The 21979-nt window shown below is 68.2% G+C and carries 20 protein-coding genes; 7 read left to right on the forward strand and 13 right to left on the reverse strand.

Features of this window, described 5'->3' with window-relative positions; genetic code table 11:
• From E1J61_RS35035 to E1J61_RS35065, 7 genes are all read right to left on the reverse strand, one after another.
• Window positions 1–321: ATP-binding cassette domain-containing protein (locus E1J61_RS35035; protein ID WP_133098401.1), on the reverse strand; the 321-nt coding region annotated here is incomplete at its 3' end.
• Window positions 322–382: 61 nt separating this feature from the next.
• The gene (locus E1J61_RS35040) at window positions 383–1072 is read right to left on the reverse strand and encodes a DUF2848 domain-containing protein (protein WP_133098402.1); all 690 of its coding nucleotides are present in this window, start codon (window positions 1070–1072) and stop codon (window positions 383–385) included.
• A 66-nt stretch (window positions 1073–1138) separates the two neighbouring features.
• Window positions 1139–2362 carry an ABC transporter substrate-binding protein gene (locus E1J61_RS35045; RefSeq protein ID WP_133098403.1) on the reverse strand — a complete coding sequence of 408 codons (1224 nt, stop codon included), beginning with the start codon at window positions 2360–2362 and terminating at the stop codon, window positions 1139–1141.
• Between the two features lie 49 nt (window positions 2363–2411).
• A complete protein-coding gene (locus tag E1J61_RS35050; protein ID WP_133098404.1) occupies window positions 2412–3755 on the reverse strand; it encodes an amidase in 1344 nt (447 codons plus the stop codon).
• Between the two features lie 2 nt (window positions 3756–3757).
• A complete protein-coding gene (locus E1J61_RS35055; RefSeq protein ID WP_133098405.1) occupies window positions 3758–4138 on the reverse strand; it encodes a cupin in 381 nt (126 codons plus the stop codon).
• A gap of 48 nt (window positions 4139–4186) precedes the next feature.
• Window positions 4187–5671, reverse strand: a complete 1485-nt coding sequence (locus tag E1J61_RS35060) for a 4-hydroxyphenylacetate 3-hydroxylase family protein (protein WP_133098406.1) — start codon at window positions 5669–5671, stop codon at window positions 4187–4189.
• 37 nt (window positions 5672–5708) lie between these two features.
• Entirely contained in the window at window positions 5709–6239 is a 531-nt protein-coding gene (locus E1J61_RS35065; RefSeq protein WP_133098407.1) for a flavin reductase family protein, read from the reverse strand.
• A 399-nt stretch (window positions 6240–6638) separates the two neighbouring features.
• Here E1J61_RS35065 and E1J61_RS35070 point away from each other — a divergent pair, with 399 nt between their 5' ends.
• The gene (locus E1J61_RS35070) at window positions 6639–7862 is read left to right on the forward strand and encodes an IscS subfamily cysteine desulfurase (RefSeq protein WP_133098408.1); all 1224 of its coding nucleotides are present in this window, start codon (window positions 6639–6641) and stop codon (window positions 7860–7862) included.
• Window positions 7863–7875: 13 nt separating this feature from the next.
• Here the strand turns inward: E1J61_RS35070 and E1J61_RS35075 are convergent, their stop codons facing one another.
• On the reverse strand, window positions 7876–8418 hold the full coding sequence (locus E1J61_RS35075) for a MarR family winged helix-turn-helix transcriptional regulator (protein WP_133098409.1): 543 nt from the start codon (window positions 8416–8418) through the stop codon (window positions 7876–7878).
• A 113-nt stretch (window positions 8419–8531) separates the two neighbouring features.
• Between E1J61_RS35075 and E1J61_RS35080 the strand changes: the two genes are divergently transcribed.
• Window positions 8532–9095: a nuclear transport factor 2 family protein gene (locus tag E1J61_RS35080; RefSeq protein WP_133098410.1), complete on the forward strand. Its 564-nt coding sequence runs from the start codon at window positions 8532–8534 to the stop codon at window positions 9093–9095.
• Window positions 9096–9132: 37 nt separating this feature from the next.
• Here E1J61_RS35080 and E1J61_RS35085 read toward each other — a convergent pair whose 3' ends face one another.
• Entirely contained in the window at window positions 9133–10368 is a 1236-nt protein-coding gene (locus tag E1J61_RS35085) for an acyl-CoA dehydrogenase family protein (RefSeq protein ID WP_133098411.1), read from the reverse strand.
• Window positions 10369–10407: 39 nt separating this feature from the next.
• Window positions 10408–11553 (reverse strand): acyl-CoA dehydrogenase family protein, encoded by a 1146-nt coding sequence (locus tag E1J61_RS35090; protein WP_133098427.1) that lies wholly within the window; start codon window positions 11551–11553, stop codon window positions 10408–10410.
• 267 nt (window positions 11554–11820) lie between these two features.
• On the opposite strand from E1J61_RS35090, the gene E1J61_RS35095 reads away from it, so the two are divergent.
• Together E1J61_RS35095 and E1J61_RS35100 are read left to right on the forward strand one after the other, a co-directional pair.
• Window positions 11821–13368 (forward strand): AMP-binding protein, encoded by a 1548-nt coding sequence (locus E1J61_RS35095; protein ID WP_133098412.1) that lies wholly within the window; start codon window positions 11821–11823, stop codon window positions 13366–13368.
• A 254-nt stretch (window positions 13369–13622) separates the two neighbouring features.
• A complete protein-coding gene (locus E1J61_RS35100; RefSeq protein ID WP_133098413.1) occupies window positions 13623–16397 on the forward strand; it encodes a LuxR C-terminal-related transcriptional regulator in 2775 nt (924 codons plus the stop codon).
• Between the two features lie 39 nt (window positions 16398–16436).
• Here E1J61_RS35100 and E1J61_RS35105 read toward each other — a convergent pair whose 3' ends face one another.
• Both E1J61_RS35105 and E1J61_RS35110 read right to left on the reverse strand, forming a co-directional pair.
• A complete protein-coding gene (locus E1J61_RS35105; RefSeq protein ID WP_133098414.1) occupies window positions 16437–17108 on the reverse strand; it encodes a nitroreductase in 672 nt (223 codons plus the stop codon).
• A gap of 42 nt (window positions 17109–17150) precedes the next feature.
• Entirely contained in the window at window positions 17151–18026 is an 876-nt protein-coding gene (locus E1J61_RS35110) for a crotonase/enoyl-CoA hydratase family protein (protein ID WP_133098415.1), read from the reverse strand.
• A gap of 196 nt (window positions 18027–18222) precedes the next feature.
• Between E1J61_RS35110 and E1J61_RS35115 the strand changes: the two genes are divergently transcribed.
• From E1J61_RS35115 to E1J61_RS35125, 3 genes are all read left to right on the forward strand, one after another.
• Window positions 18223–19197, forward strand: coding sequence for a nitronate monooxygenase family protein (locus E1J61_RS35115; RefSeq protein WP_256376153.1), 975 nt, complete (start codon window positions 18223–18225; stop codon window positions 19195–19197).
• A gap of 4 nt (window positions 19198–19201) precedes the next feature.
• Window positions 19202–19663, forward strand: a complete 462-nt coding sequence (locus tag E1J61_RS35120; protein ID WP_133098417.1) for a PaaI family thioesterase — start codon at window positions 19202–19204, stop codon at window positions 19661–19663.
• A 199-nt stretch (window positions 19664–19862) separates the two neighbouring features.
• On the forward strand, window positions 19863–21038 hold the full coding sequence (locus E1J61_RS35125; RefSeq protein ID WP_133098418.1) for an acetyl-CoA C-acetyltransferase: 1176 nt from the start codon (window positions 19863–19865) through the stop codon (window positions 21036–21038).
• A 189-nt stretch (window positions 21039–21227) separates the two neighbouring features.
• On the opposite strand, the gene E1J61_RS35130 is transcribed toward E1J61_RS35125, so the two are convergent.
• Window positions 21228–21902 carry a histidine phosphatase family protein gene (locus E1J61_RS35130; protein ID WP_133098419.1) on the reverse strand — a complete coding sequence of 225 codons (675 nt, stop codon included), beginning with the start codon at window positions 21900–21902 and terminating at the stop codon, window positions 21228–21230.
• Window positions 21903–21979: the final 77 nt, after the last annotated feature.

The raw sequence follows: 21979 nt of genomic DNA on the forward strand, positions 1-21979 counted from the left end.
CAGCCCGATGCGCACGTTCTCCATCACCGTCAGGTGCGGGAACACCGCCGAGATCTGGAACGAACGGATCACGCCGCGGCGCGCGATCTGCGCGGGCTTCTCGCGGGTGATGTCGATGCCGTTGAATACGATGGTGCCGGTGGTCGGCTCCAGGAACTTGGTGAGCAGGTTGAAGCAAGTGGTCTTGCCTGCGCCGTTAGGGCCGATCAATGCATGGATCGAGCCGCGCCGGACTTGCAGGTTGACGCCGTTGACCGCGGTAAAGCCGCGGAACGACTTGCCGAGATCGCGGGTCGCCAGGATCAGGTCGTCATGCGGCATGGCCGTGCCTCCTTATCGTTGGCCGCCACGTTGCCGTGGCGAAAGAGATAGCGCGCCATGCTTAGCCCTCCACCGGCAGCGTCGCGATCGCGTACGCGTGGCGCAGCGTGCGGCCCAGCACCGGGTCTTCCAGCTCGATCTCGAAGCGCTGCGCCGGGCGGATGCCACCGATGGCCGGCAGCGTGCCGCACAGCATCGCCGAGCCCTCGCCAAAGCTGCCGCCATGCCCGGCAAAGCGGTCGAGCAGGTCGGCCGGCGAGCGCATTGCCGTCACCGCGCCTTGCTGGTACAGCACGCGTTCGCCGTCGATGGTGGCGTAAGAGCGCAGCACCAGCCGGTCCCAGTGGCCTTCCACTTCAGCCAGCTTCCACAGGGTCTGCGCACAGGGCTTCTCGCACATCTGCTTGGACACAGTGATGCCATAGATCTCGGCCTCGCGGTCGGTGTGGTCCGAGGCGATGCCCACCAGGATCTCGCCGCCGTCGTTCACGAGCAGGAATTCTGCTTCGCCGCTGCTGGCTTCGCCGCTGACCTGGATCTCCGGCGCGGCGCCCAGCCGTTCTGCGGCGACGCGATAGAACACGGGCGTGTAGGGCGGGCGCTTGACGCCAAGTTCTTCCAGTTCGCGGATATGGGCTTCCATGGCCTCGACGTCGCGGCCGGTCCATCCCGCCACCACCAGCTGGCGAATGGCGACGGCGCGTTGCGACTTGCCCTGGCGGCTGTCGATATCAAAGGTAAGGGTCTTCATGTTCGGGGGCTCTCTGTGCGGGGGAGGGGCGGCCAGCGTCAGCGCCGGCCGCATGGACGGGTTGGCTTACTTCCTGACCAGCGGACAGGCGCTGGCGCTGAGCGGCCGGAACGCTTCGCTGGCGGGGATCACGCTCTTGATCTTGTAGTAGTCCCACGGGCGCTTCGATTCCTGTGGCCGCTTGACCTCGACCAGGTACATGTCATGCACCATCAGGCCATCGGCGCGAATGGTGCCGTTGGTCGCGAAGAAGTCATTGACCGGCGTGGCGCGCATTTTGGCCAGTACCGCGTCGCTTTCGTCGGTGCGCGCGGCCTGGATCGCCTTCAGGTAGTGCATGGTCGACGAATACACGCCGGCATGGACCAGTGTCGGCATCCTGCCGGTCTTGGCGAAGAATCGCTGCGACCACGCGCGCGTGGCGTCGTCGCGGTCCCAATAGAACGAAGTCGTCAGCGTCATGCCTTGCGCGGCCTGCAGCCCCAGGCTGTGGATGTCGCTGATGAACATGTGCAGGCCCGCCAGCCGCTGCTTGCTGCCGTTGATGCCGAAGTCCGCCGCGGTCTTGATCGCGTTGACGGTATCGGCGCCGGCGTTGGCCAGCCCGATCACGCGGGCGCCGGACGCCTGTCCCTGCAGCAGGTACGACGACAGGTCGGCGGAGTTGATCGGATGCTTCGCCTTGCCCTTGAGCGTGCCGCCGACGCTCGACAGCGCCTCGGTGCCATCCTTCTCCAGCGACGCACCCAGGGCGTAGTCGACAGTCAGGAAGTACCAGCTGTTGTCGCCGCGGCGGGTCAGCGCCTTGACCGTGTTGGCGGCGAAGGCGTAGGTGTCGTACGAGTACTGGATCGTATAGGGCGAGCAGTCCTCGTTGCTCAGCCGCGTGGTGCCGGCACCACTGGCAATGACGATCTTGTGCTTGAGCTTGCCCAGGTTGGAAACGGCCAGCGCCACCGACGACGGCAACGCGTCCTGGATGACATCGACCTTCTGGTTGTCAAACCAGCCGCGCGCCAGCGTGGCGGCCACGTCGGTCTTGTTCTGGTGGTCGGCGCTGACCACCTGCACGGGTGCGCCGAGCACCTTGCCGCCGAAGTCGTCGACAGCCATCTGCGCGGCGATCACCGAGCCCTTGCCGCCGATATCGGAAAAGATGGACGACATGTCGGTGAGCACGCCGATCTTGACGACGCCATCGCTGACGGGGGCGGGATGGGCCGCCACGGCGGTTCCCGAGATGAGGGCGGCGCAGGCGAGCGCGGCCGCGCCGATGCGGATATCAGGCATGTTGTCTCCTTGGGTTTTGTAGGAATAGCGAGTACTGCTCAGGCTGCGGCTACCTGTGGCACTGCCGCAGCGCCGCTTCCACGGCCATGCCGATCGCCAGCAGCCTGCGGTCGGCGCCGTGCCGGCCGAACAGCATCAGGCCCACCGGCGCTTCGCCAGGGCGATGGCAAGGGACCGACAGCGCGCAAAGGTCGAGCATGTTGGCGATGGCGGGGTTGCGCAGCAGCAGGCGGTTGGTGGCGAAAAAGGCGTCGTCGTCATCGAGGTCGGCGATGCGCGGCGCCAGGATCGGCACGGTTGGCAGCACCACGGCATCGAAGCCCGCCAGTTCGGCATCCGCCTGCCGGCACAGCGCGGCGCGGCGGTCGCGCATGCGCAGGTAGTCGGCGGCGAGCTGCCCGTCGGCCAGCCGGATGCGCGACAGCACGCGCGGGTCGTAGCGGTCGGCGTGCGCCGCCATCAGCTTGCCGTGCCAGGCGCTGGCCTCGGCGGCCACCAGCCCGCCGCCGTGGCCGAGGTCGCCGAGCTGGCCCCAGGTGTCGAAGTCCACGTCGTGCAGTAGCGCGCCGGCGGCGGAAAGCCGGCGCAGGGCGTCGCTGAACGCCTGCGCTACCGCATAGTCGATGGCATCCAGCACCATCCCGCCGGGCACGGCCAGGCGCAGTCCGGCCAGGCTGGCCGGCGCCGCGGGCGGCGCTGCGCCGGCCATTACCGCGTCGACGGCGGCGCAGCACGCCACGGTATTGGCCAGGCAGCCGACCGAGTCGTAGCTGGGCGACAGCGGCACCGCGCCTTGCAGCGGCACCCGGCTCGCGCTGGGCTTGAATCCGACGATCCCGCACAGCGCTGCCGGGATGCGGCACGAGCCGCCAGTGTCCGACCCAATCGCGGCCAGCGCCATGCCGTCGGTCACCGAGACCGCAGCGCCGGACGACGAGCCGCCCGGAATGCGCCCGGCCTGCCGGTCGAACGGGTTGCGCGGCGTACCGTAGTGCGGGTTGATGCCGACGCCGGAATAGGCGAACTCGGTCATGTTGGTCCGGCCGACGAAGACCGCGCCCGCGGCGCGCAGCCGCGCAATGGCCGGGGCATCGGCGCTGGCGGCGCGTTCCGGCAGTACCTTCGCGCCGGCGCGGGTCACATCGCCCTGCACGTCGAACAGGTCCTTCACCGACACCGGCACCCCCGCAAGGGCACCGGCCACGCCCTGTTCGCGCAGCATGTCGCTGGCCTGCGCCTGCTTGCGGGCGGCCATGCTGACGCCGTGCGGGAAGACGCGCGCGCCTTCGCCGCCGGGATTGCAGATGCGTTCGACACAGGAGGCCAGCAGGGACAGCGCATTGGCGCTGCCGTCGGCAAGCTGGCGCCTGGCGGTGGCTACGGTCGCTTCCATGATCAGGCCGGGTCGTAGTAGTGGATTTCCAGCAGCATGCAGCCGCCGTTGGACCGGAACGGGCCGTGGAACGCGCCGGGAGGGCGGCAGGCGTAGGTATTGGGCGCGAAGGCTTCGCCGCCGTCGCCGTTGGCATCGTTGCCGACGGTCAGGTCGCCGCTGAGCAGGTACACCTCCTCCCAGTACTCGTGGACGAACGGCGCCCTGGTGAAGATGCCCGCGTCGAAGCGCAGCAGGCGGGTACGGCTGCCGCGGCGGCCGCTTTCGTCCAGCGCGCCGGACAGGATCTTCTGCTGGATGCCGGCGGGGTAGCCTTCGGGCACTTCCCAGCCGGAGGCCAGGTCCAGGGTATGGAACTCGTCGTGAAGTTTGTTGATCGCCATGCTGATCTCCGTTATCGAGGCAAGGGTGGGGAACGGGAGGGAAGCGGGTCAGGCGGCCTGCGGCAGCCGGGCCAGTTCGTCCTGCAGGGAATAGCTGCCGAGCATGCTGTCGACCAGGCCCGACGCGCGCTTCCAGTCGTAGGTGCGGTAGGCATGGCCCTTGGTGACGAAGGTGGCGCCGGCGTAGAACATCTCGTACTGGTTGTGGCGCGAGGCAAACTCGGAGCCGACCGCGTCCCAGGCGAGCTTGAAGAACTTGACGCGCTCCTCCGGGCTGCACACCGGCGATTTCTGCGTCTTGGCGATGATGTCGGCCAGCGTGGGATTGGCGAAATCCTCGATGCTGGAGGGCAGCATGATCATGCCGCCGCCGGCCAGCTCGCGCAGCGTGTTCAGCACCTTGGCGTAGAGCTGCTGCGTCACCACCTGCGAGCCGTACAGCATGCCGCGGTCGGGAATGAAGTAGCCGTTCTGGTTGACCTGGCCCTTCGCTTCCATTCCATAGACCCAGGCCTCGACCATGCCTGCCTCGGCGGCGAGCTGGCCCAGAAGCTCCTTGACCTGCGGGAAGCCGGCAGTGCCGTTGATCTCGGTGATGCGGTGCGCCAGGCCGACCAGGAAGCGCAGCTTGACCATCAGCCGCACCTGGCACTGGTAGTTCTGGTAGACGTGCGCCGGCGTGGCATGGAACTGCTTCGCGCACATGGCGACGTCGCCCGCGACGAAGATCCGTTCCCAGGGCACCTTGACGTCGTCGAAGTAGAGCACCGCATCGTTCTCGTCGAAGCGGCTCGCCAGCGGGTTGTCGAAGACCGAGGTGGCGCTGGCCTCGTACGACTTGCGCGACATCACCTTCAGGCCCTTGCTGTTCATCGGCACCGCGAAGGACAGCGCATACATCTCGTCGCCCTCGCGCAGCGGCTGGATGCAGCTGCAGAACACTTCGTTGGCCATGATGCCGCTGGTGGCGAGCATCTTGGCGCCGCGCACGGTAATGCCTTCCGCGTCCTGGTCGACGATGCCCACCGCCAGGTACTTGTCTTCCTGCTCGTGCGCCGCCTTGGCCTGGTTGGCCTGCGGGTTGACGATCACATAGGTGAGGAACAGGTCGTTGTCGCGGGCGTAGCGGTAGTAGTCGCGCAAGGCGCCGGCGCGCGCCGGGTCGGCCTGCTCGAGCACGTCGATGCCCATGTACATGCCGGAGATGCACGACGCGACATGATCGGGCGAGCGGCCCATGAAGCCGTAGTGCAGCGCGGTCCAGGCTTCCAGCATCTCGCGGCGCTCGACCAGTTCGTTGTAGCTGGTGGGCAGCTCCCAGATGCGGCTGACGCGCCGGTCGCTGCCTTCGGGCCGGAAAGTCATCTTGTCGGCATTCTCTGGACGCGCCTGGAAGTCGTAGAGATTGGCATAGCTGCGGATCGAGTTGCGGAAGGCGGGGTGCGCCGTGACGTCGGTGACGCGCTTGCCATCGAGGTACACTTCGCGCCCATCGCGCAGCATGGCGATGTGCTGGGTGCCGGTCTTGATCATGTCGTTCTCCTGTAGCTGACTGCTTGTGTTGTTGGGTTCAGGCCGCGGTGGGGCTGTATTCCAGCGCCCGGTACTTGCCGCCAAAGAAGATCAGCGGCCGGCCGTCATGCCGGGCCTGATGGCGGACCACCCGACCGATAAAGATCACGTGGTCGCCGCCGTCATGCATCGCATAGGGCTCGCACTCGAACGTCGCCAGCGTGTCTGGCAAGAGCACATGGCTGTCGCTGACGTTGCCGAAGTCGATGCCATCCCACTTGCCCGAGCTGGCGCGGGCAAAGCGGTTCGAGAGATCCTGCTGCGCCTCGGCCAGCACGTTGACCGCGTAGCGCGGCGCGCTGCGCAGGTCAGCCAGGCTCAGGCAGCGGCGATCGACCGAGAACAGCACCAGCGGCGGATCCAGCGATACCGAGTTGAACGACGCCACCGTGATGCCGACCGGGACCTCGCCGGCGCGCGGCGCGGTGATCACGGCGACGCCGGTGGCGAACATGGCCAGCGCGTTGCGAAAGCGGCGCTGCGCGTCGGCGTCCGTTACGACGCCCTGATCGACAGATGACTCAGCCATCACGACTCCTACGCATGTTTGGGCAACCGCTGTGGCTGCCGCGGTTTGTTTTCTTAATTAGCTTTGTAACTTAGGTTTCATTGAATGCTAACAAACTGCGGTATTCAAGTTGGTGGAAACCCTAGGCGAGGAGCCTGGCGCGCACGCTGCGCCGCCGCGTGAATGCCGGAAAGCCTTGTGGCACAAAGGTTTGCGGGAAGTGGAATTGGGGGTTGGGGCGTTGCGGATGGCGCGTGCGACAGCACGGAGCAACCCTATCGGCAGCATGGCGGCCCGCCCCCGGGCGCGCGGCCCGGTGCTAGACTCGGCCGCACTTTCCCTGACCAGCGGGTTCGCGCGGTTCGCGCGGTTTCACTTTCTCCCCCGGTCGTACTCCCTCCGCAGCCAGGAATGCGCCCCATGCAAAACCAGCAAGACAACCTTCCCATCTACATGGACTACAGCGCGACGACGCCGGTGGACCTCCGCGTCGTCGACAAGATGGTGCCGTTCCTGCACCAGCAGTTCGGCAACCCGGCATCGCGCAGCCACAGCTATGGCTGGCAGGCGGAAGCGGCCGTGGAAGCGGCGCGCGCGCACGTCGCGGCGCTGCTCAATGCCGACCCGCGCGAGATCGTCTGGACCTCCGGCGCCACCGAAGGCAACAACCTCGCGATCAAGGGCGCGGCGCATTTCTACCGCGGCAAGGGCAATCACATCGTCACGGTCAAGACCGAGCACAAGGCCGTGCTCGATACCTGCCGCGAACTGGAGCGGCAAGGCTTCGAGGTGACGTATCTCGATGTGGGAACGGACGGCCTGGTCGATCTCGATGTGCTGCGCGCGGCGCTGCGGCCGGACACCATCCTGGTGTCGGTGATGATGGTCAACAACGAGATCGGCGTGATCCAGCCGGTCGCGCGGATCGGCGAGATCTGCCGCCCTGCTGGCATCGTGTTCCACTGCGACGCGGTGCAGGGCGCCGGCAAGATCCCAATCGACCTGGCGGCGCTGAAGATCGACCTGCTGACCGTGACCGCGCACAAGGTCTACGGGCCCAAGGGCATCGGCGCGCTGTACGTGCGCCGCAAGCCGCGCATCCGGCTGGAGGCGCAGATCCACGGCGGCGGCCATGAGCGCGGCATGCGTTCCGGTACCTTGCCGACGCACCAGATCGTGGGCATGGGCGAGGCGTTCCGGCTGGCGCGGCTGGAACTGGAAGAGGAAGGACGCCGTGTCGGTGCGCTGCGCGACCGGCTGCTGGCGGGCCTGTCGCGGCTGGACGAGGTCTACGTCAACGGCAGCCTGGAACACCGCATCCCGCACAACCTGAATATCAGCTTCAACTACGTCGAAGGCGAGTCGCTGATCATGGGCATCAAGGACGTGGCGGTGTCTTCGGGATCGGCCTGTACCTCGGCCTCGCTGGAACCGTCGTTCGTGCTGCGCGCGCTGGGCCGCAGCGACGAGCTGGCGCACAGCTCGATCCGCTTCACGCTGGGCCGCTACACCACCGGGGCCGAAGTCGACGAAGTCATCCGCCAGGTCAGCGCCACGGTGTCGAAGCTGCGCGAGCTCAGCCCGCTATGGGAGATGCATCAGGAGGGCATCGATGTCGGCACGGTGCAATGGGCCGCGCATTGACAGGGGCATGTCCCTAGCCTTTCAGGCGGCGCGCCTGCAGGTGCTCAAGGTCGAGCGCGGCACGGTCGCCGTTGGCGACAAGGCGATCGACCACCGAGCACAGCACCTTGAATTCGGTGCGCGTGACGCCGTCGAACAGCACGTCATTGATCTGCTGCTGCACCGGCAGCAGTTCATTGAGCAGCTTGTTGCCCGCCGTGGTGATGGTCAGGCGCATCTTGCGCTTGTCGTCGGGGTGCGCCTTCTTGTCGATCAGGCCGAGCTTCTTCAGCTTGCCGGTCTCGATGGTGATGAACGGCCCGCTCAGGTGCAGGTGGTCGGCCAGCTGGTTCACCGTCACCTCGCCCTGCTGCGACAGGTGGGCGATCGAGCGGATCAGCGAATATTGCACGCCGGTCAGCCCGACCAGGTTGCCAAAGCCGTCCCGCACCGACAGCAGCCGCGCGGCAAACGGCAGCAGGCCATTGACGAGGTGCCGGAACTCGCGGTCCGAGCCATCGATCAGGCAAGCCGGATGCGTGATTGTCAGGGTCTTGTTTGCAGGAGTCGTAGCCATCGGCGGATTGTTCAATTAGCTTGTAATGCAAGCTTTGTGCCAAATTCTACCAAACTCGCCGCGCGGCCTGCCGTGCTGCCCGGCCTCACTTTTTACGCCAACGCGTTGCCTGTATGAACCCGATCTCCCTACCCGAAGCGCAAGCGCTGCTGGCCAGCTATGTCGAGGCCAAGGACAACAACCGTCCCGCGCTGATCCACGAGGCGTTCGCGCAAGATGCGACGCTGACCTTCTCGATCGACACCGACACCATCAGCTTCCCGGCAAAGACCGAAGGCGCCGCGGCGATCGCGGCGACGCTGGTGACTGACTTCGCGCAGACCTTCGACCGCTGCCGGACCTACTACGTCGGCGACCTGTCGCTGGCGGAGGCGGGAGCCACGCTGACGGTGCCGTGGCTGGTGCTGATGCGCGAGAAGGCGGCGCATACCTTGCGCGCGGGGAAGGGCGTCTACCGCTGGGGCTTTGCGCGGCAGCAAGATGGGACGTACCGCATCGGCAGCCTGCACATCCATATCGCGCGGATGGACGTGGTGCCGGATGCCGGCGCGGCCATGCTGGCGGCCTTGCAGGCTGCCTTGCCGTATCCCTGGCTGCCGTCGCAGACGCTGCAGGCGGCAGTTCAAGCCCAGGCATCGGCTGACGCCAGGCTGGCGTTCCTGAAGGAATTTGTCTGAGGCCTAGCCGGCAGGACCAACCTGCCGGCACGCCACGTCAAAGCCCCAGCACCAGCTTGGCGATGATATTGCGCTGGACCTCGTTTGATCCGCCGTAGATCGACGCCTTGCGGTAGTTGAAGTAGCGCGGCGCCAGCACGGCCGCATAGTCCGGCCCCACGCGCAGCGCGGCCTCGCGGCCCTGGATTCCGGCCCAGGTGTCCTGCACGAACGGCAGTGCCGCGGGACCGGCGGCCTCGACCGCCAGCTCGCTGACGGCCTGCAACGTCTCCGTGCCGGTGAGCTTCAGCATGCTCGACGCGGCCCCGATCGACGTGCCCGATTCCACGCCCGAAAACACGCGCAGTTCGACCGCCTCCAGCGCGGCGGTGCGCACGTGCAGCGTGGCCAGCTTGCGCCGGAAGGAGGGGTCGTCGAGCAGCCGCCCGCCATCGTCGGCGGTCTGCTCGGCGGCGATCTGCGCCACCTTGGCCAGTTGCTTGCGCAGCATCGGGCTGTAGGTGCCGCCGCGTTCGAACTCCAGCAGGTACTTGGCATAGGTCCAGCCCCTGCCTTCGTCGCCGATGCGATTCTCCGCCGGTACGCGCACGTTCTCGAAGAAGACCTGGTTCACTTCCTGTTGCCCGGCCACGGGACCGTCCAGCGTCGGCAGAGGTGACACCGTGATGCCGGGGGTATGCATGTCGAGCAGCAGGAACGAGATCCCTTCCTGCCGCTTCGACTCGCGGCTGGTGCGGACCAGGCAGAACATCCAGTCGGCCCACTGCGCATGCGTCGTCCAGATCTTGGAGCCGTTGAGGATGTAGTGCTCGCCGTCGCTGTCGGTGCCGGGATCGGCGCGCAGCTGCAAGGACGCGAGGTCAGAGCCGGAATTGGGCTCTGAATAACCCTGGCACCACCACACGTCCGATGCCAGGATCGGCGGCAGGAAGCGCGCCTTTTGCGCCGGCGTGCCGTATTTCATGAGCACCGGCGCCACCATCTTCAGCCCCATCGGCGATACCGGCGGGCAGCCGGCCGTGGCCAGCTCGGACTGGAAGATAAAGCGCTGCGTCGGCGTCCAGCCCGGGCCGCCGTATTCCTGCGGCCAGTTGGGCGCGGCCCAGCCGCGCGCATGCAGTGCCTTTTGCCAGCGCACCTGGCCGGCCTTGTCGAGATAGCCGTTCTTGGACTGCGCCATCATCGCGCGCAGTTCGTCGTCATACGCCTCGGTGATCCAGGCGCGCACGTCTTCACGGAATTGCTGGTCTTGCGGGGAAAAATCGAGATGCATCGACGGGCCTCGCTGGGGTAGTCGTCAGGGGTTGGCGGTTCAGGCCGCGACGGGATAGAGCAGGTCGGCGTAGCGGCGCAGGTGGTGCTCGGCCGAGCCGAACTGCAGGTCGATCGCCGTGACGCGCTTGAAATAGTGGCCCACCGCCAGCTCCTCCGTGACCCCCATGCCGCCGTGGATCTGCACGGCGCCCTGGCCGACGAAGGCCCCGGCCTGGCCGGCCTGGACCTTGGCCGCGCACGCCGCCTGCGCAAAGTCCGCCTGCGCGCCGTCGGCCTGCATCGCCGCGACCTGCGTCAGTGCCACGGATTGCTCCAGCTGCATATACATGTCGGCCATGCGGTGCTGCAGCACCTGGAACGTGCCGATCGGCACGCCGAACTGCTTGCGCTGGCGTGCGTAGTCGATGGTGTCGGCCAGCATGCGCGCCATCGCGCCGTTGGCTTCCGCGGCCAGCGCGACCAGGGCGTGGTCGCACAGCCGCTCGATCAGCGCTAAGGCCTCGCCTTCTGCGCCGATGCGCTGGCTGGCCGGCACCTGTACGTTATCGAGCAGCACCTCGGCCGCGCGCATGCCGTCGAAGGTGGGATATTCGCGCAGGGTCACGCCGGGCGTGTCGCGTGCGATCCAGAACAGGCTGATGCCCTCGCGGTCGCGGCGCGCCCCAGCGGTGCGGGCGCTGACCACCAGGTGCGACGCGGAAGGCGCGCCCACCACGGCGTGCTTGTGTCCGCTCAGCTTGTAGCCGTCGCCAGCGCGCGTGGCGCTGGCTTGCACGTCATGCCGGCAATAGCGGCTGGCGGGCTCGGCATGCGCCCAGGCGGCGGTGACCTCGCCACCGATGATGGCGGGCAGCCACTGCGCCGCCAGTTCCGGGCTGCCTTGCGCCAGCGCGCCGCCAGCCAGCACCACGGTGCCGAGATAAGGTTCGAGCACCAGGTGGCGGCCGAACTGTTCCATCACGATCATGTGCTCGGCAGCGCCGCCGCCCAGCCCGCCGACCGACTCGGCAAAGCCCGCGCCCAGGATGCCGAGGTCGCGCGCGAACGCACGCCAGCAATCGGGCCGCCAGCCCGTTGCGGACTGGACCGTGGCGCGGCGCGCTTCAAAAGCGTAGTGGTCGGCCAGGTAACGCGCGAGCGTGTCGCGCAGCATCAATTGTTCTTCGCTGAACTTGAAATCCACCTCGGCTCCTTCGGGAATGGGGGATGGCGTGGCTGCGATAGTTTGCGTCAGCATGATCCGGGCACGCCGACGGGCGGCGCATCGTCGCATCGGACGAAGGTGCGCAGGCGCCGCTCAACGCCCGCACTTGCTCGTTTCATGCGGCGCCGCATCAAAATGCCGGCGCCACGCTTCGTCGCTTCCGACGATGGTTGAACCGGCGGGTCGTTCACAGAATGCGGGATCACCATCCCAATCCAGCGAACCCCTGTCGAGGAGCCCAACGCCATGCATCCGTCCATCCACGCGCAGCGCACGCCGGAGAAGCCGGCCGTCATCATGGGCAGCAGCGGCGCAGTCGTCACGTACCGCGAGCTGGACGAGCGCTCGAACCAGGTGGCGCACCTGTTCCGCACGCTGGGCCTGCGCCCCGGCGACCGTGTGGCGTTCATGCTGGAGAACCATCCGCGCATGTTCGAGCTATGCTGGGGCGCGCAACGCAGCGGCATCGTCTATATCTGCCTGAGCACCAAGCTGAACGCGGCCGATGCCGCCTACATCGTCAACGACAGCGCCGCGCAGGTGCTGGTGACCACGCACGCCCAGGCGGAGATCGCGGCCGCGCTGGTGGCGCAGACGCCGGCGCTGAAGCGCCGGCTGATGCTGGACGGCACGGTGCCCGGCTACGACGCCTATGAACCGGCCCTGGCAGGCTGCCCGACGACGCGGGTCGCGGACGAGGTGACTGGCGGCGACATGCTTTATTCCTCGGGCACCACGGGCCGGCCCAAAGGCGTATTCGCGCCGCCGGGCAGCCCGCGCATCGAGGATGCCACCACGTTGACCAGCCTGTGCCAGCGGCTCTATGGCTTCGATGCCGAGACCCGTTACCTGTCGCCGGCGCCGCTATACCATGCCGCGCCGCTGCGCTACAACATGTCGGTGCAAGCGCTGGGGGGCACCGCGGTGGTGATGGAGCATTTCGACGCGGAGAAATACCTGCAGCTGGTGCAGCAGCACCGCATCACGCATACGCAGCTGGTGCCGACGATGTTCTCGCGCATGCTCAAACTGCCCGAGGCACAGCGCCGGGCCTATGACGTGTCGTCGCTGCGCGTGGCGATCCATGCCGCGGCGCCATGCCCGGTGCAGGTCAAGGAGGCGATGATCGCGTGGTGGGGGCCGGTGATCTGGGAGTATTACGCCGGCACCGAAGGCAACGGCGTGACCGTGGTCAGCACCCAGGAATGGCTGCAGCGCAAGGGCACCGTCGGCCGGGCCATGGTCGGCAAGCTGCGCATCTGCGGCCCCGACGGCGAGCTGCAACCGCCCGGCGAGCCCGGCACCATCTATTTTGCCGAAGGCCGCGCCTTCGAATACCACAACGACCCGGCCAAGACGGCCGAATCGCGCCATCCCCGGCATCCGGACTGGAGCACCATCGGCGATGTCGGCTATGCCGATGCCGACGGCTACCTGTTCCTGACCGACCGCAAGGCCAATATGATCATCTCCGGCGGTGTCAACATCTACCCGCAGGAAGCCGAGAACCTGCTGATGACGCACCCCAAGGTGCTTGACGTGGCGGTGATCGGGGTACCTAACGAGGATTTTGGCGAAGAGGTCAAGGCTGTGGTGCAGCCGGCCGACATGGCGCAGGCCGGGCCGGAACTGGCAGCCGAGCTGATCGCGTTCTGCCGCGCCAACCTGTCCACCATCAAATGCCCGCGCTCGGTCGATTTCGAGTCCGAGCTGCCGCGCCTGCCGACCGGCAAGCTGCTCAAGCGGCTGCTGCGCGACCGCTACTGGACCGGCCACGGCAACAAGCTGGTGTGAAGGCGGCGCCGGCATCCGGCTTGTGCCCGGCGAGCGCAGCGGCGCTGCGGTCCGGGAGCCCCTTAATCCAGCCGGAAGGCCGCCTGAAGAGACCCCGAACCCTCGGCGGCGCGCGGCCGCGCGCGTTTACGCCATAATTCCGTGTTCCATCACAGTCACGCCCGCCCGCGCTGCTGCGCGGGCGGGCGCATCGCTTCGCATTGCCCTTCGCATTGCCGCAAGGGCGCTGCGGCGCGGAAGACGACAAATCGCCAATGGCAAGTATCGAGGAGACCGGGCGGCGCATGCCGTCCGCCACCGGCGCCGCTGCGCTGGCCGCCAAGCTGCGTCCACCGCTGCTGACGCCGTTCCAGGTCGAGCGCGCGTCGATCTGCGACGCCGTGTGCGCCGCGGATTTCGTCAAGCTCGTGCTGGTGCGCGCGCCCGCGGGCTTTGGCAAGACCACCGCCATGCTCCAGTGCCGTGCGCGCCTGGAAGCCGCGGGCGGGCGCACCGCCTGGCTCACCCTTGACCGCTCCGACAACGATGCCACCCGCTTCCTGGGCTCGGTCGAGGCCGCCATCGCGCAGGCGCTCGGCGCAGCGGCCCAGCCGCCCCGCTCCGGGCTGATGCAGGATCCCGGCGAGCAGGCGCTCGCGCTGATCGACCGGCTGGGCAGCCACAGCGGCGCCTTCACGCTGTTCCTCGACGACTTCGAGTCGATCCAGAACGCCGCCGTCAGCGGCCTGGTGTGGCAGATGGTCGAAAGCCTGCCGCCGGGCTGCCGTGTCGTAATCGGTACGCGCTGGGTGCCGGAGAGCGGCCTGGGCCGGCTGCGCGCGCGCGGCGAGCTGCTCGAGATCGAGCCCGCGCAACTGCGCTTCAGCGCCAGCGAGACCGAATCCTTCCTGCGCGAGGCCCGTGGGCTCAAATTGCAGCCAGCCGCGATCAGCGCGCTGCACCGGCGCACCGAAGGCTGGGCCACGGCATTGTGGCTGGCTTCGGTGGCGATGGAGCGGCGCAGCCAGCCCGAGGGGTTCATCGCCGGCTTCTCCGGCTCCAACGCGGCGATTGCCGACTATCTGGTCGAAGACGTCTTCCTGCACCTGCCCGACGCGGTGCGGGACTTCCTGTTGCGGACCTCGATCCTCGACCAGCTCTGCGGCCCGCTGTGCGACGCGGTCTGCCAGGCCGCTCCGCCATCCGGGGGCGGCGCCGGCAGCAGCGACGAAATCCTGGCCTGGCTGGAGCGCGCCAACCTGTTCCTGCTGCCGCTGGAGAGCGAGCGCTACGGCGAGCGCGGCACCGGCGCGGCAGCGGAGCAGTGGTACCGCTATCACAGCCTGTTTTCCGGCTTCCTGCGCGGCCAGCTGGCGCAGTCGATGCCCGAAGCCGTGCCGCCATTGCACCTGGCTGCCTCGCGCTGGTACGAGTCTCAGGGCCGCCCGGTGCCCGCCATCGAGCACGCACTCGCGGCCGGCGCGCTGGGCCATGCGCTGGAATTGCTGGACAGCGCCGTCGATGACCTGCTGGGGCAGGGCCGCATGCGGCTGCTGACGCGCTGGCTGGAGGCGGTACCGGCCGAACAGCTGGCCCGCTGGCCCAAGCTGCAGATCGCGCATGTGTGGGCGGTGTCATTCACGCGCGGCCCGGCCGACGCGATCGCGCTGCTGCAGGCGATCCCGACCGAAGGCGCGGCCGGCGACTTGCTCGCGCATATCCGCGCGCTGCGCCACGTGCTGCTCAACATGATGGACCGCTTCGACGACGCGCGTGCCTTCGCCCGCAACGAGGTGCCGCCGCTGCCGATGGGCTACGCCTTCCCGGATGCGATCCTGGGTACGTCGATGGCGCGGCTGGCCGCGGTCATCGGCGACTATCCCGAGGCGCGCCGGCTGCTCCAGATCGCGCGCCAGGCCGTGCGCGGCTCGGACAGCAACTTCAACAAGATCTTCTCCGAATCGGTCGAAGGCCTGATCGACCTGCGCCAGGGACGGCTGCAGCAGGCGCTCGGGCGCTTCCGCATCGCCGCGCGCACGATGCTGCCGAACCGCTTCGGCCCGACCAACGGCAACGCCATGGCCGGCATTTTGTTGGCCGAAGGGCTGTACGAGAGCGGCGATACCGACCGCGCCAGCCGGCTGCTTACCGTGTATCTGCCGCTGTCGCGCGACCTCGGCCTGCCGGACCAGATCATCACCGGCCATACCGTGCTGGCCCGCATCGCCTTCGAGCGTGGCGAGACCGACCAGGCCCATGAATGGCTGGCGCAGCTGGAGGCGCTCGGCCACCACCGCGGCTTGACCCGGCTGGTGATGGCGGCGATGCTGGAGCGCGCGCGGCTGGCGCTGCGCCAGGGCAACGTGCACGCCGCGCAGGAGGCGATCGAGCGCGCCGCCGACCCGGCGCTGTGGCGCACGCGTCCGGGCGTCAGCTCGTTTGCCAGCGACGTCGAGGACATTTTTGTCGGCAGGCTGCGGCTGGACGTGCATGCCCGCCCGGGGGCGCAGGTACGCGACGCGATCGAGCGCGAACTGGCGGCCGCCACCAGCAACCAGCTGATGCGCCGCGCGCTCAAGCTGCGCATCCTGCTGGCACAGGCGTGCCAGCGCAGCGGCGACGGCGCGCATGCGCTGGTGGTGATGGGCGAGGCGTTGCGCTTCGGGGCAGCCGAGGGCTTCGTGCGGATTTTCGCCGACGAAGGTGACGACGTGCGCCGGCTGGTGGCCGACGCCTGCGCCCGCCAGGGCGCCAGCCTGCCATCCGCCTACGTGGAAAAACTGCTGCATGGATGCGGCCAGCAAGCCGGCGAAGCGCCCGGCGGGGCGGCCGGCCGCCCCGCACCGCCGGCGCTGGTGGAGCCGCTGACGCCCAAGGAACAGAAGGTGCTGCAGTTGCTGGCGGAAGGCTTTTCCAATGTCGCCATGGCCGAGCGCCTGTTCGTGTCCGAGACCACGGTGCGCACGCACCTGCGCAATATCAGCGCCAAGCTGCACGCCAGCAACCGCACCCAGGCGGTGGCGATCGCGCGGCAGCTGGGGCTGCTCTGATCCTGGCGCCGCGTGCGTAACTGCGCGCGGTGCCAGTTCTCAGATGCCGATGAACTCGGCGAACTCCGCCAGCGGTGCGCGCGCCGCGCGCAACTGGTTGGCCGGCGCCTCGGGATCCTCGAAGCCGATCGCCATGCCGGTGAACAGCATGCGCTCGGCCGGCAGCTGCAGGAAGCTGCCGATGGTCTCCGGATACATCGCCCAGCATTCCTGCGCGCAGCTGTCGAGCCCTTCCTCGCGCAGCAGCAGCATCACGGTCTGCAGGTACATGCCCAGGTCCGACCACTGCGGCGGACCCATGCGCCGGTCCACGGTGCAGAACAGCGCCAGCGGCGCGCCGAAGAACGTGAAGTTGCTGGCGAACTGGGCGAGGCGCCGCGCCTTGTCTTCACGCGGGATGCCAAGGTAGTGGTAGAGCGCCTCGCCCACCTCGAAGCGCCGGTCGCGATAAGGCGCAACCAGTTCGGGCGGATAGACGTTGTATTCGCGGTCTTCACCCTTGGGCGTGTGCGCGATGCGCTCGCGCATGATGCCGCGCAAGCGCTCCAGCGCCTCGCCGCCGATCACGTGGATATGCCACGGCTGCAGGTTGCCGCCCGACGGCGCGCGCGCCGCGGCGTCGAGCACGCGGCGGATGGTGTCGGCTGGCACGGGCTTGTCCAGGAAGCCGCGAACGGACTTGCGGCTGGCGACGGCTTGACTGACTTTCATGCTGACTCCGGTGGGGACGTGGTGGCGCCGGCTTCAGGCGCTTCAGGCGAACGGCGGCTCGCCGCGCCAGTCGAAGAAGTCCGGCAGGTCGTGCGAGACGGTGTCGGGGAACGCGGCCAGGCGCTTTTCCAGGAATGCGCTGACGCCTTCCTTGACGTCGGCGGAGCGCCCGCGCGACTGGATCGCCCGGCTGTCGAGCTTGTGCGCCTCCATGGGGTGGCTGGCCCCGGCCATGCGCCAGATCAGCTGGCGGGAGATCGCGACCGAGACCGGCGCGGCGTTGTCCGCAATCTCCCGCGCGATCGCCCGCGCTGCCGGCAGCAGGTCTTCGGGCGCGTGCAGCGAGCGCACCAGCCCGCGCTCATGCGCCTCCTGCGCCGAGAACACCCGCCCCGTATAGCACCATTCCAGCGCCGTCGAAACGCCGACCACGCGCGACAGGAACCACGATGATGCGGCCTCGGGCGTGATGCCGCGGCGCGCGAACACGAAGCCGAACTTGGCGTCGGTCGAGGCCAGCCGGATGTCCATCGGCAGCTGCATGGTCACGCCCACGCCGACCGCGGCGCCGTTGACCGCGGCAATCACCGGCTTGAGGCTGCGGAAGATGCGCAGCGACACGCGGCCGCCGCCGTCGCGGTGCGCGGTGTCGGGGCTGGCGCCATAGCGCTTCTCGAAATCGAAGGTCGAGCTGCCGCCGGACAGGTCGGCACCGGCGCAGAAGGCGCGGCCCGAGCCGGTGACGATCACCGCGCGGACGTTGTCGTCGGCATCGGTGGCGTCGAAGGCGGCGATCAGGTCCTGCATCATCTGCGCGGTGAAGGCGTTGAGCTGGTCCGGGCGATGCAGCGTGATGGTGGCGACACCGTCTTCGACGGCGTAGCGCAGGGTTTCGAACGAAGGCGTGGCTTGCGTCATGGCGACTCCTGCTGAGGGAAGGGGGCGGGTGCCGCGGGCCGGAGGGCGGCAAGGGCCCGGAACGGCGCGGGGACAGCCAACACTAGTGCAGAATGCGCCGCCCGCAATCGTCGCTTCCGACGAAGCATCGCGCACGCGCGCGCCGTAGACTGGCCCGAACGCCGGCAAGGCCCGCTAGCTGACAGCAAAAAGGACAATCATGAAGACTCGAATCACCGAACTGCTTGGCATCCGCTACCCGATCATCCAGGGCGGCATGCAATGGGTCGGCTATGCGGAGATGGCCGCTGCCGTCTCCAACGCCGGCGGGCTGGGCATCCTCACCGCGCTGACGCAGCCGACCCCCGAGGCGCTGGGCGAGGAAATCCGCCGCTGCCGCGATATGACCGACAAGCCATTCGGCGTGAACCTGACGCTGCTGCCTTCGATCAACCCGCCGCCATACGCGCGCTACCTCGACGTCATCATCGAAAACGGCGTCAAGGTGCTGGAGACCGCCGGCAACAACCCCAGGGAACACATCGCGCGCGCCAAGGCCGCAGGCATGAAGGTGATCCACAAGTGCGTGGCGATCCGCCATGCCCAGTCGGCCGAGCGCCTGGGCGTCGACGCGGTGTCGATCGACGGCTTCGAGTGCGCCGGCCACCCGGGCGAGGACGATGTCCCCGGCATGGTGCTGATCCCGCTGGCGGCACGCAAGCTGTCGGTGCCTGTGATCGCCTCGGGCGGCATCGCCGACGGCCGCGGCATGGCCGCCGCGCTGGTGCTCGGCGCCGAGGGCGTGAACATGGGTACGCGCTTCTGCGCCACCCAGGAAGCGCCGATCCACGACAACGTCAAGCAGGCGCTGGTGCAGGCCAGCGAGCGCGACACCAACCTGATCTTCCGCACGCTGCACAACACCGCACGGGTGCTGAAGAACGCCGTGTCGGATGAGGTCGTGAGCATCGAGCGCCGCCCCGGCGGTGCGCAGTTCGAAGACGTCAAGCACCTGGTTGCCGGTGTGCGCGGCAAGGCAGCGCTGAAAGCGGGCGAGACCGACGGCGGCATCATCAGCGCCGGCCAGTGCGTGGGCCTGATCGACGACGTGCCGAGCTGCGAGGAGTTGCTCGCACGCATGGTCCGCGAATGCCGCGAGCATCTTGGCTCGGCCTCGCGCTACTTCGCCTGACGCCATGGCTGAAGCCGGAATCGAGGCGGCGATGCCGCAGGCGGCCGAAAGCTCCAGTGGCTCTGCCGTGCCCGAGGGCTTCGTGCCGCTGCGGCAGCCGGGAGGCTACATGGCCAACTTCGGCCAGCTTTACCTGAACCGCGAACGCCGTACGCTGGCGGTGCGCATCGACGAGAGCCATCTCAACAACCTCGGCATCCCGCACGGCGGCATGCTGGCGACGCTGGCCGATACCGCCATCGGCATGATGATGTCGCTGGAGACCGGCCGCGAGAAGAGCGCGGTCACCGCCAACCTGAGCCTGGACTTCCTGGACTCGGCGCGCCTGGGCGACTGGGTCGAGGCGCGCGTGGAGTTCGACAAGCTCGGCTCGCGGCTGCGCTACGGCAGCTGCCGGCTGGTCAGCGGCGAGCGCTGCCTGCTGCGCGCCACCGCGATCTTCGCGGTGCTCGGCCCGCGCAGCTGACACCGCGCTGACTTGGCCCTGACATCGCCCTGACATCGCCCTGACATCGCCCTGAGGCGGCCGGCCAACTTCGTCGCTTCCGACGACGCTGGCCGGCCGGCCCGGGACAACAATAGGGTCCAACCTGCCGGCAGCCGCCGGCACCCCGCATCAAGCACCGACCGGCCGCGGGGCGGCTGGCACCGAACAAGGAGATCAAATGGCAGAGGCATATATCGTCGCCGCGGCACGGACCGCCGGCGGGCGCAAGGGCGGCAAGCTGTCGGGCTGGCATCCGGCCGACCTCGCCGCGCAGGTGCTCGATGCGCTGGTCGAGCGCACCGGCGCCGATCCCGCGCTGGTCGAAGACGTCATCATGGGCTGCGTCAGCCAGGTCGGCGAGCAGGCTGGCAACGTGGCGCGCAACGCCATCCTCGCGTCGCGGCTGCCTGAAAGCGTGCCGGGCACGTCGGTCGACCGCCAGTGCGGGTCGTCGCAGCAGGCGCTGCACTTTGCCGCACAGGCGGTGATGTCGGGCGCGATGGACATCGTGATCGCGGCCGGCGTGGAAAGCATGACACGCGTGCCGATGGGCCTGTCGTCGCAGTTGCCGGCCAAGAACGGCTTCGGCGTGCCCAAGAGCCCGGGCGTCGAGGCGCGCTACCCCGGCGTGCAGTTCAGCCAGTTCACCGGCGCCGAGATGATTGCGCGCAAGTACAACCTGTCGCGCGAGCAGCTCGATGCCTACGCGCTGCTCAGCCACCAGCGCGCCGCGGCAGCGACCAGGGCGGGCCGCTTCAACGCCGAGATCGTGCCGGTCGAAGTGCGCACCGCCGAGGGCGCCAACGGCGAAATGCATACCGCGGACGAAGGCATCCGCAATGACGCCACGATGGACAGCATCGGCGCGGTCAAGCTGATCGCCGAAGGCGGGCGCGTGACCGCTGCCTCGTCGAGCCAGATCTGCGACGGCGCCGCCGGCCTGCTGGTGGTCAACGAGGCTGGCCTGAAGAAGCTCGGCGTCAAGCCGCTGGCGCGCGTGCACCATATGACCGTAATCGGCCACGACCCGGTGGTGATGCTCGAAGCGCCGCTGCCGGCGACCATGCACGCGCTGAAGAAGGCCGGCCTGAGCATCAACGACATCGACCTGTTCGAAGTCAACGAAGCTTTCGCACCGGTGCCGCTGGCCTGGCTGCAGGCAACGGGCGCCGATCCGGAGCGCCTCAACGTGCATGGCGGCGCGATTGCGCTGGGCCATCCGCTGGGCGGCTCGGGCGCCAAGCTGATGACGACGCTGGTGCATGCGCTGCATACGCACGGCAAGCGCTACGGCCTGCAGACCATGTGCGAAGGCGGCGGGCTGGCCAACGTGACCATCGTCGAACGCCTGTAAGGCACTGGCGTCCGTGTCGGGCGCCCGAGCAGGAATGCAGCAGAAAAGGTAGTAAAGGGAGAAGGACCGGCGGCGCGGGCATGTCAAAGTGCCCGCGCCAGTTGCCGGAGCGATTGCCGCCGCATTCCACGCCAACAGAAACCTGCCGTCAGGCGGGTTTGTCATTGTTGCGCGTGGTGCCTGTGGCCTTCAGGCGAAGGTAAGCGCGCTGCGGCGTTCCGGCCGGTCCAGGTGCGGGATATTGTTGAAGCTCAGCAAGCGCTGCACGCCGCGGCCGACGATGATTTCGCAGAACGCGGTATTGCGGAACTGCAGGTTCATTTCGATGGCAGTGGCCGCGGGGGCGCCGAGCAGGTCGGCCGTGGCGCGGCCGATGGCGCCGCCGGAGCTGACCACGAGGATGGCGTCTTCGCGCGTGGTGCCTTCGCAGGCTTGCGTCAGCGCGCCGGCAATGCGCGCGCCGAAATCGGCCCAGCTTTCCGTCATGTCGGTCAGCCCATCCTGGGTCCAGGCATGGTAGGCGGTGCGGAAAGTGCGCCAGTAGTCGTTGTAATCGCCGTTCTGGTGGGCGCGATGGTCGGCGCCGCCGGTGTGGCAGCGGTACAGCGCCTCGCCGTCATATTCGTTCAGGCCGGGATGCGTGGCAATTTCCGCTTGCGGCTGGCCCATCGCGGCCAGGATCTCGCGCGCGGTGTCCTGCTGCCGCACGAGGTTGCCCGCGGCCACGCGTGCGAAGCGCAAGCCGCGCTCGCTGAAATACTCGCCCAGCCAGCGCGCCTGCTGGCGGCCTGTCTCCGACAGGCAATCGTAGTTGGCGGCGCCAAACGAGGCTTGTCCGTGGCGGACGAGGAAAAGCGTGGCCATGTGCGGTATCAGTGGGCGTGGATGCAGTCAGCGTGGACGCATTCTAGAGAGGACGTGCGCTGCCGCCAAGCAAGCAC

It is taken from the genome of Cupriavidus sp. L7L (assembly GCF_004353535.1).
Classification (GTDB): Bacteria; Pseudomonadota; Gammaproteobacteria; order Burkholderiales; family Burkholderiaceae; genus Cupriavidus; species Cupriavidus oxalaticus_A.